The sequence below is a fragment of the Pseudomonas congelans genome, from assembly GCF_900103225.1.
In the GTDB taxonomy this organism is placed as follows: domain Bacteria; phylum Pseudomonadota; class Gammaproteobacteria; order Pseudomonadales; family Pseudomonadaceae; genus Aquipseudomonas; species Aquipseudomonas congelans.
This window is the reverse complement of record NZ_FNJH01000001.1, coordinates 1,014,354-1,022,016: the sequence shown is the minus strand read 5'-3', so window position 1 is coordinate 1,022,016 and position 7,663 is coordinate 1,014,354. Positions and strand designations below refer to the sequence as shown.

General features: G+C 59.5%; 5 protein-coding genes. 3 read left to right on the top strand and 2 right to left on the bottom strand.

What is annotated here, in order from left to right; translation table 11 throughout:
• Positions 1–137: 137 nt before the first annotated feature.
• Both BLR20_RS04215 and BLR20_RS04210 read right to left on the bottom strand, forming a co-directional pair.
• Positions 138–1,838, bottom strand: coding sequence for a cyclic peptide export ABC transporter (locus BLR20_RS04215; protein ID WP_010438132.1), 1,701 nt, complete (start codon positions 1,836–1,838; stop codon positions 138–140).
• A 79-nt stretch (positions 1,839–1,917) separates the two neighbouring features.
• On the bottom strand, positions 1,918–2,979 hold the full coding sequence (locus BLR20_RS04210; protein ID WP_054994100.1) for a TauD/TfdA family dioxygenase: 1,062 nt from the start codon (positions 2,977–2,979) through the stop codon (positions 1,918–1,920).
• Positions 2,980–3,312: 333 nt separating this feature from the next.
• On the opposite strand from BLR20_RS04210, the gene syrB1 reads away from it, so the two are divergent.
• From syrB1 to syrC, 3 genes are all read left to right on the top strand, one after another.
• Positions 3,313–5,157 (top strand): syringomycin E biosynthesis L-threonine--[L-threonyl-carrier protein] ligase SyrB1, encoded by a 1,845-nt coding sequence (gene syrB1, locus BLR20_RS04205; RefSeq protein WP_054994099.1) that lies wholly within the window; start codon positions 3,313–3,315, stop codon positions 5,155–5,157.
• 17 nt (positions 5,158–5,174) lie between these two features.
• Positions 5,175–6,107, top strand: a complete 933-nt coding sequence (gene syrB2 / locus BLR20_RS04200) for a syringomycin E biosynthesis L-threonyl-[L-threonyl-carrier protein] 4-chlorinase SyrB2 (RefSeq protein WP_010438141.1) — start codon at positions 5,175–5,177, stop codon at positions 6,105–6,107.
• 71 nt (positions 6,108–6,178) lie between these two features.
• Complete coding sequence (gene syrC, locus BLR20_RS04195) at positions 6,179–7,390, top strand: syringomycin E biosynthesis aminoacyltransferase SyrC (protein ID WP_010438145.1); 1,212 nt, start codon at positions 6,179–6,181, stop codon at positions 7,388–7,390.
• The last annotated feature ends 273 nt before the right edge of the window (positions 7,391–7,663 follow it).

Sequence of the window (7,663 nt, the reverse complement as noted above, 5' to 3'; positions counted from 1 at the left end):
ACATTTCTTCTCGCAAAGGGTCGGCCTGGCCGCACACAAAAGGCAGCGAAAACCGGTAGTCGGATCAAGGCAGGGAGCGATCTGCTTCATGCAGTTTTGTGAAGGATCGTCCCTGGAAAGTTGAACAGCGCTTCAGTTCAGGCGCGCTTGCCCTGGACCTCGCACTTCACGTCGGAGACGATGCAACCGTCGACCAACTTGATGATGCGATCGGCCAGCTGGAAGTACTGGTCATCGTGAGTGATGATCAGTACCGTCTTGCCGCGCCGTTTGAGGTCTGGCAGAAGTTCCTCGTAGAAGAAACGCTTGAATGGCGGGTCCTGGTCGGCGGCCCATTCGTCCAGCAGGTAAATCGGACGGTCTTCCAGATAGGCGCACACCAGGGCCAGGCGTTTCTGCTGGCCGTATGACAAAGCTTTGGTAGTCGAATAACCGTGTCCTTCGATCTTGACCTTGTCTTCCAGGCCCAGAGTCGACAGGTATTTCTGCGCCTGATCGGTGCTGGCCTGTTCTTTCTCGTCAGGACCTATCAGGCGGTTGAACAGGTGGAAGTCGGAGAACACCGCCGAGAACAGATCGCGATAGTTGCTGCGCGAGTCGTCGGTGATTACCGTACCGTCGAGCAGTAGCTGACCTTCTTTCGGGATGTACAGGCCGCAGAGCACCTTGGCCAGGGTACTTTTGCCACAACCGTTGCCGCCGACAATGTAGATCAACTCACCGGAACGGATTGTCAGGTCGATAGGTCCCAGGGCAAAACCGGAGTTGCTCAGTGGGTCCTTGTAGCTCATGTGTATGTTCTTCAGCTGGATACTATCCCAGGGCTTCTTATGGTCGAGGAACAGCACATTGTCGGCGTCGCCGGTTTCCGGTTCCGGATGCGCTTCGTTAATGGAAAAACCGAAGTCCGCCAGGCGCGTGCAGGCAATACGTCCCTGGGCCAGCATGGGCATGGCGCTGACCAGCATCACCAGCGGGCCCATGATGTACAGCACTGCCAGCACACTGGCGCTCATGGTCTTGGCATCGATGACAGCGAACATCGGCGCTGCGAACAGCAGGCAACCGACCAGCAGCGACAGGCTCAGTTGGCCAACGTTGTCGGCGGCAGTGAACCAGAGCCGTTCAATGTAGTTGTACTTCGCGACCCGGGCCGAAGACTCCTGGATCGCCGAGCGGCTGAACCAGCGGCGGCGAATACCGTTGAGTTTCAGTTCCTTGAGTCCGAACACCAGCGCGTGCGTGTGTTCATTGAACGCCGTGAACTCGTCGCGCACCTTGTGGCTGAACTTCATGCCGCCCATGAAAAGCACCAGGTACAGTGCAACCCCCAGCATCATCAGAGCGACGGTGATCGCGAACACCACCCAGGACAGGTAGGCAAGGTAGGCAATACCGAACAGAAACACAGCCGACTCCACCAGGATCGTTGGCATCATCAACAACGTAGCGTTGAGTTGCGGAATATCGCTGGTGAGCATCGTCAGGACATTCGGCGCACCGCGGCGGTCGACTTCCTCAAGCGGCGTGCCGAGGATCTTGCGGCACAGGGCAATACGCAGGCGGGTCATGATGCGCATGCTGGCGTAGGCCGGAAACAGCGCTGCACCGTTGCGGAACAGCAGCGCCACCGCGCTCAGACCAACGAACCAGAACAGCGACTGACGCTGAAAGGTCTCCTCGTGAATCGCCTGGTTGATCACATTGACCACGGCAATGGACGCCACGCCGCTGATGAGCCCGGTAACCAGCGTAAAGAACGTCAGCCAGGGATGGCTGCTCCACAACAGACGCATGATCGAGCCCGGTCTGGTCTTCTTCTCTTGCTTGGTTTTCATTGGTTGCTGTCCTTGGATGCTTGGTCCGTGCGGGCGCTGGTGGTTGAAAGCCCTGACGGTATCAATGGATATCGAACATTCAGGCCGGTTGCCAGACATCGCCCCGAGCGGTCATTTCACCCATGGCCACAACGATCAGCCGCGGCTCTTCATAAGGATCACGGGCATGGGCGACGAGCATGTTGTCAAGCATCACCACATCGCCCTTGCGCCAGTCGAAGCGCACCGCGCAAGCCTCGTAGGCATCACCGATCAAGGCCATCACCGAGTCTTCGATGGCTGAACCGTCGCCATAACTGACCAGCCGTGGCAGGCGCTCGGGGCCGAACATGTCGAGCAGGTCCTCGCGCAGTTCCTCGCCCATGCAATAGGGGTGATGCAACTGCACTTGATTGAAAAAGCAGCGCTCGCCGGTGAACGGGTGGCTGATCACCGCCGGGCAACGGGTGCGCAGCTGCAGCGTGTCGCCGTCAAGCCATTCGAAGTCTGTGCCCTGTTCGCGGCAACGCTGCTCGATGACGCTGCGCTCAGAGGTGCCGAAGAACGATTCCCAGCTTGGCTCGACTCCGGCAGTGAACGTGCGACTGTAAAGCAGGCCTTTGCTTTCAAAGCGCTCGACCACCTCTTTGGGCAGGTAGGCAAGCACCTGGCGGATGTCCGCCAGCGGGGTCGCCCCGCCCACTTGCGATGGCTTCTCGCAGAAGAACCATTGCTTGCGAGGCCAGCTTTCCAGGTGAGAACTCTCATTGTGATACAGGATCATTTCGCGTTCGGGATATGGCGTTGAGCGATAGACATTGCGCCCGCCTTCCTTCTTCGGAAGATCGCCGTAGGTGCCGTGCAGGCCAGGCGACAGCGCCTCGGCAAATGCTTCGAAGGCGGCGACCGAAGGCAGGTCGAACCCGCGAAACAACACCGCGCCGTGACGACACAACAATGCCTCAATCGCTTCGCGTCGCGCGCTGGCCCACTGAACCGGGTCCAGTTCGTCAGCACATGGCTCGACGACCATCGGCAAACTGATGCCGGCAGCCAGCAGGGACAACCGCACCGAGCGGTCAGCGGCCCCGTCGGGCCACGTTGGCGCATCCGCTTGCTGTTGGTCAGCGAAAACGGGCGCAGTGTCAGCTTGAAGACTCATGAACAAACTCCTGGACCTCAGCCCTTCACATCCACGTTGTTTGGCGCCAGACCAACACGCTCCGGCACCGCGCAAGAATAAAAACACTGATGGCCCGGGGGCGTCTGTCACCGCAATCCGGGACAGCGGTCGCGCAGAGCGTCAATACGTACTCATTGCGTTCGGCAGGGCTTTGTCCCCATTTCCCTCGACAGACGCCGGCTGGCAGTCGGTGCTGAAATGCGCCAACTGCGGATCGTGCCGGCCCTTTGAACGGATCCTTCAGGCCGCAGGGATGTCTCGAGTGCAGCGGATCTGAACGCTGCACCTGGTTACTACACAGGAGCCTTGGTCATGCCGATTAAGAACACTGACGAATCGCCTTGCGCCGCGTCAGCCCCTCTCAAGCCCGGTGCTTTCCTGCACGAGATATTCAGTGACAGGGCACGTCAATTTCCTGAGCGCACCGCTGTCAGCGATGCGGCCCGGACGTTGAGCTACGCACAGCTCGACGCGCTCTCGACGAAGCTGGCTGCACGTTTACGCGATGAAGGTGTGACCTATGGCACGCGTGTGGGTATGTACCTGCCGCGCAGCGTCGATCTGGTCACCAGCTTGCTGGGTATTCTCAAGGCCGGTGGCACCTATGTGCCGGTCGACCCGCAATACCCCGGCAAACGCGTCGAGCACATCGTGCGCGACAGTGAGTTGAACCTGATCATCGGCGATGCCGCCAACCTGCCGAACATACCGTCTCTGCGTGTATTGGCACTCGACGAGTTGCTGTCCGCGCCGGCGCTGCAACCGGCCGCTGAAGACACCCGTATCGACCCGAGCAATTCCACTGCCTACATCATCTACACCTCGGGATCCACCGGTGAGCCCAAGGGTGTGCAGGTTTCCCATGGCAACGTCAGTCGCCTGCTGGAAAGCACCCAGCGCGCCTTTGGCTTCAACGCCCAGGACGTCTGGTCGATGTTCCACTCCATCGGTTTTGACTTCTCGGTCTGGGAAATCTGGGGTGCCCTCGCCCACGGCGGCCAGGTGGCCGTTGTCCCGTATGACGTTTCGCGCTCGCCTGCCAGCCTGCGTCAATGGCTCGCCGATCAGCGCATCACCGTGCTCAGTCAGACGCCATCGGCCTTCCGTGGTCTTGATGAAGCCGACCGTGGCAACACTGCTCCTCTGGCGCTGCGCTACGTGGTGTTTGGTGGCGAAGCGTTGCCCGCCACTGTGCTGCGTCCCTGGGTCGAGCGGCATGGCGACCAGAAACCTGCGCTGATCAACATGTACGGCATCACCGAGGCCACCGTTCACACTACTTTCAAGCGAGTGTTGGCGCAGGACCTGGAGTCAGCGGCCATGGTTTCGCTGGGCAAGCCGCTGGACGGCTGGCGCCTGCACCTGCTTGACGCGAGTCAGGCCCCGGTCGCGCAAGGCACCACTGGCGAGCTGTACATCGAAGGTGCCGGTGTGGCTCAGGGCTATCTGAACCGTGAGGCGCTCAATGTCGAGCGATTCGTCGAATTGCCTGGTGCTGTACGCGCTTACCGTACTGGCGACCTGATGACCCTGGAAAGTAATGGCGAATATCGTTACGCCGGTCGCTGCGACGAGCAATTGAAAATCAGCGGGTTCCGCATCGAGCCCGGCGAGATCGAAGCCGCTCTGCAAGCCAGCCCGAATGTGGCTGCCGCGCATGTCGGTGTACATGATTACGGTGATGGCGACCTGCGCCTGGTGGCTTACGTGGTGCCAGGCCAGGGCGTCGATGCCTGGACCGAGCAGACCCGCAGCGAAGTTGCCGCATTGATGGCCGACAGTTTGCCGGAGTACATGCGCCCTTCGGTGTATGTGCCGCTGGCAGAGTTGCCGGTCACCCACCACGGCAAAATCGACAAGACACAACTGCCCTCGCCTGTCGCCGGGACGACGTCCTTGCGCGCAGCAGACGTCAAGGGCCTCAGTGAGCAGGAGCACTTCGTGCTCAAGGTCTGGAGCGAAGACCTGGGCCTGAAAAACATCGGCGTCAACGATGACTTTTTCGACTTCGGCGGCACTTCTTTGGCACTGATCCGTTCGCTGAGCAAGCTCAAGACGCATTACAAAATCAACCTCGACCCGGGAATCCTGGCGGATGGCGCAACGGCCAAAGTCCTGGCCGACCACATCTCTCGTAGCCTTGTTCAAGCCCATTGACCGAAAAGGAAAAGCTCATGAGCAAAAAATTCGCTTTAACTGCGGAACAGCGTGCCTCGTTCGAGAAAAACGGTTTTATCGGTCCGTTTGACGCCTATTCGCCGGAAGAAATGAAGGAAACCTGGAAGCGCACCCGTCTGCGCCTGCTCGATCGTAGCGCCGCGGCCTACCAGGATCTGGACGCCATTTCCGGTGGCACCAACATCGCCAACTACGACCGCCATCTGGATGATGACTTCCTGGCCAGCCACATCTGCCGCCCGGAAATCTGCGACCGTGTCGAAAGCATTCTGGGTCCTAATGTGCTTTGCTGGCGCACCGAGTTCTTTCCCAAATATCCGGGCGATGAAGGCACCGACTGGCATCAGGCCGATACGTTCGCCAACGCCTCCGGCAAGCCGCAGATCATCTGGCCGGAAAACGAAGAGTTTGGCGGCACCATCACCGTCTGGACCGCGTTCACCGACGCGAACATTGCCAATGGTTGCCTGCAGTTCATTCCGGGCACCCAGAACAGCATGAACTACGACGAAACCAAGCGCATGAGCTATGAACCCGACGCCAACAACTCGGTGGTCAAGGATGGCGTGCGTCGCGGTTTCTTCGGTTATGACTATCGCCAGTTGCAGATCGATGAGAACTGGAAGCCCGACGAGGCCTCTGCCGTGCCCATGCAGATGAAAGCCGGGCAGTTCATCATTTTCTGGTCAACGCTGATGCACGCCTCCTATCCGCACAGCGGCGAATCACCGGAAATGCGCATGGGTTTCGCGTCACGCTACGTACCGTCTTTCGTGCACATCTACCCGGACTCGGATCACATCGAAGAGTACGGCGGTCGCATCAGCCTGGAGAAATACGGCGCGGTGCAGGTGATCGGTGACGAAACACCTGAATACAACCGCCTCGTGACCCACACCACACGCGGCAAGAAATTCGAAGCCGTCTGACCCGCCTGCGGCAGACGACAGTAGCCTCGCGCAACGTACCTGAGAAAAGCGCCCAAAAAGAGTACAGATCCATGACTATTTCCTCCGACGCAGCGATGCGTCTGTGCGAGACGGTGAGGATGCTCAGGCACCTTGCCCTCAATTTGCCCGATCCTGTATGCCTGAGCTTTCTCGTCCGGGACAACGGCTCGCTGCCAGAGCCGGCATGCTCCAGCGTTAGAGCCACAGAGCGGGCGATTAATGCCGCGTTTGCGCGCATCGGTGTGCGCACCCTGCAGTACTTGCATGGTGGCGAGGCGCAACTGTCGTCGTTCGAATACTTTATAAGCCGCAAAATCTGTGAAGCGCTCGACTACAGCTACGAGCACTTCGACGATGCTGCAGACGTCACTGCCTTCAATCGACTGCTCAAGCATTTTGAATTCAGCGGTGCAGTGCCGCACATCGAGACACTGCACCTGACCACCCGTGACAATGCCCCCTTGCTGGTGCATGCCAGTGCCAACCGCGAGCTGCCTCCCGTGGTTCTGGCACTGCCCTGCGGCATTCCGTTCGATCTCTGTCGCGACTGGTTCAATGCCTTGAGCGAGCGTTTTTTTGTCGTGACCTGGGAAACCCGAGGGCTGTTCGGTGACTGCGAGGCATTCGACCAGATTGCGGTGGACACCGATGCCCAGGTCGCCGACATGATCAGCGTGATGAATCACTTCAGGTTGTCGACCGCCCACCTGATGGGCATTTGCGGCGGCGCGGTGATCGCCCTGAGCGCCGCTGCCGAACATGCCGACCGGGTCAACTCCCTGAGCTTGTGGCATGGTGATTACAACCTGGACGACAACGACCTGCGCACCGCCCATCAGCAAAACTTCGAGTGGCTGATGGAAAGCGCTGCTCAGGATCGTGGTGAGGCTGCTGACCTGCAAGCGATGTTCCTCGACCAGGCGACGCTGGCCACCACTCCTGAATCCATCGCCCATGTGGTGCTTTACCCCTACGTCAATCCCGAGTTGTTCTATCGCTATGCGCGCTTGAATGACGCGCTGAACAAGACCGAGCTGGCACCACGACTGACGCGCATCACCGCGCCAACCCTGGTAGTGGCGGGCGATGCCGATTCGACTACGCACATCGGCGGCTCACGGCATATTGCCGCGTCGATCAAGGACGCCACGCTGCACGTAGAGCGCGATGGCAGCCACCTCGCGTTCTTCGCCTCCACCCTGCAATCGAAACAAACCGCCTTCCGCTTCATCGAGGAAGTTCTTCAGCCCGCCGTCGCCTGACAGTCACTCGATACCTCACTGAATAAAAAATGGGGGCTTAGGCCCCCAACTTCGCTCTGCGCCTCGTTCGACAGGCCAATCGAATCGGTCAAGGCGTCTATACCGGCGCAGCCTTGAATCATTGATCCCCCAGCCCGCAAGGCTACCGCGCGCACTTGTCCCAGCTTCCCATGACAGACATCCCCAGGTGGATGCTCTATTTTTTTTTCAATGTTCTTAATCCTCCCGCCGACTGGCAGTCGTCCTGCGCCATGCCGCGCCGCCCTTCGACCG